Source organism: Streptomyces sp. AcH 505 (genome assembly GCF_000818175.1).
Classification (GTDB): Bacteria; Actinomycetota; Actinomycetes; order Streptomycetales; family Streptomycetaceae; genus Streptomyces.
In genome coordinates this window covers 5385152-5387451 of record NZ_JTIY01000001.1, presented here as the reverse complement: position 1 = coordinate 5387451, position 2300 = coordinate 5385152, and the positions used below count along the sequence as shown (strand labels likewise).

Sequence of the window (2300 nt, the reverse complement as noted above, 5' to 3'; positions counted from 1 at the left end):
GCCTTGCGGCCGGGTCAGGCCGCCGCGCCCGCCTTCAGCTGCCGGGCGATGCGCACGACGCGGTCGGCCTGGACGCGGGCCGCGTCACGGGTCTCGTCGTTGACCGGGTTGTTGCCCTGGGCGTCGATGTGCGAGGTGCCGTACGGGTTGCCGTCGGCGAACTTCACCGGGTCCGTGTAGCCGGGGGCCACGACGATGCCGCCGAAGTGGTGGAAGGAGTTGTAGAGCGCGAGCAGCGTGGACTCCTGGCCGCCGTGCCGGGTCGCGGAGGAGACGAAGCCCGAGTAGACCTTGTCGGCCAGCTTGCCCTGCGCCCACAGCCCGCCGAGCGTGTCGATGAACTGCTTGAGCTGGGAGGAGATGTTGCCGAAACGGGTGGGGCTGCCGAAGATCACGGCGTCCGCCCACTCGATGTCCTCGGGGGTCGCGACGGCGATGTCGGCGCTCGCCGCGTGGTTGGCGGCCCAGGCCGGGTTCGAGTCGATGGCGGCCTGCGGGGCCAGCTCGGCGACCCGGCGTACCCGCACCTCGGCGCCGGCCTTCTCGGCGGTCTCTGCCAGCACCTTGGCCACTTCGGTGTTGGTTCCGGTGGCCGAGTAGTAGACGACGGCGAGCTTTACGGGGTCACTCATGGTGGGGCCTTTCCGCGCCGGATACGCGCATGACGACATGCGCACGGCGATGACGTGCCAATATGTTGGTTTAACGGTAAACCACTTTCCCTCGGCCGTCGCCGTGAGCACCCTCACGCCCCGCGGCGGAATGCGCACCGGTTCCGCCGCGTTGACGCGCGACTGCCGAGATCCAGCCATGATCCACTCGGGCGCAATTCGGTAACACGGCGCACAAACGGACCGCCGCCATCCCTGCGGCGCCGCACTACCGGCCCCGTACACCCATTCCCGACCGCGCCGAGTCAGGATGCGGACACCCTCGGTGAGCCGTGTGTGATTGCGACGCCCCGGCCGCGTGGCCGAATCACGAGGGGACTCAACGCGCGTGCTGGGCAGGGGTGTCGGCGTCCACCGGGAGGTCACTTTCCCGCCGCCGGGCACTTTGCAGCAATTCACTGGCGCGTCACGCGTTCACCACCCGTCGCTGTCAACACGGCGGCTCTCGGCGCGACTTGGGATCTACGCGCGCTGACTCCCGCCGTAGGTCCGGAAGTCGGCCTTGCCATCGAAGCAACCGGACCCAAGGATTCAGTCCGTGCGATTGACAGGTTCACGGCCAAAACCGAATGGCCGCGAACGATCGCGCCACTGCGGCCCGCCCACCCGTCGGACCGCGCGTTTCCCCCACTGATGGAGGATGTTGTGACCTTCAAGCGCTTTACCCCCCTCGACACGCTCTCCAGACGAGTCCGGCTCATCGCAGTCGCATCCGGACTGGTGACCGCTGTCGCGCTTGCGGCCCCGACCGCCATGGCCCAGACCGCTCCCTCGGCAAGCGCCTCGACGCTGGCCGCGACGAGCAGCGCCGTCAGCGCCTCCGCCGCCCCCGGTACGGCCTGGTACACGGACGCGAAGACCGGCAAGGTCGTCGTCACCGTCGACAGCACCGTCTCCGACGCGGCCATCGCGAAGATCAAGAGCTCCGTCCCCAGCACCTCACAGCTCACCGTGAAGCACACCGCCGGCAAGTTCAGCAAGCTGCTGGCCGGCGGCGCGGCCATCTACACCGGCGGCGGCCGCTGCTCGCTCGGCTTCAACGTCCGCAGCGGCAGCACGTACTACGCCCTGACGGCGGGCCACTGCACCAACATCGGCTCGACCTGGTACAGCAACTCGTCGCAGAGCACGGTGCTCGGCAGCACCGCGGGCTCCAGCTTCCCCGGCAACGACTACGGCATCATCCGGCTCAGCCAGGCTGCGCCGAACGACGGCCGTGTCACCCTCTACAACGGCTCCTACCAGGACATCACGTCGGCGGGCAACGCCTCCGTGGGTCAGCGCGTGACCCGCAGCGGCTCGACCTCGGGCGTGCACACCGGCACGGTCCAGGCCACGAACGCCAGCGTCCGCTACGCCGAGGGCACCGTCTCCGGCCTCATCCAGACCAACGTCTGCGCCGAGCCCGGCGACAGCGGCGGTCCGCTCTTCGCCGGCAGCGTGGCGCTGGGCACCACCTCCGGCGGCAGCGGCAACTGCTCCTCCGGCGGCACCACGTTCTTCCAGCCGGTGACCGAGGCCCTCAGCGTGTACGGGGTCAGCGTCTACTAGTCGCCGCTGAGCAGTCAGGCAGCATCCGCTCCACCCATCACCACTGATACCGGCGGGCCGCGTCCTCGGACGCGGCCC

2 protein-coding genes are annotated in these 2300 nt (G+C 69.5%); one reads left to right on the top strand and one right to left on the bottom strand.

Features of this window, described 5'->3' with window-relative positions; genetic code table 11:
- Positions 1–14: 14 nt before the first annotated feature.
- Positions 15–632: an NAD(P)H:quinone oxidoreductase gene (gene wrbA, locus HY68_RS24235; protein ID WP_041992203.1), complete on the bottom strand. Its 618-nt coding sequence runs from the start codon at positions 630–632 to the stop codon at positions 15–17.
- Positions 633–1316: 684 nt separating this feature from the next.
- On the opposite strand from wrbA, the gene HY68_RS24230 reads away from it, so the two are divergent.
- Positions 1317–2222, top strand: a complete 906-nt coding sequence (locus HY68_RS24230) for a S1 family peptidase (protein ID WP_107070123.1) — start codon at positions 1317–1319, stop codon at positions 2220–2222.
- Positions 2223–2300 lie beyond the last annotated feature (78 nt).

What these genes read in the sequence shown, in the direction of transcription:
- wrbA (WP_041992203.1), bottom strand. Translation starts at nt 632, where the DNA reads ATGAGTGACCCCGTAAAGCTCGCCGTCGTCTACTACTCGGCCACCGGA.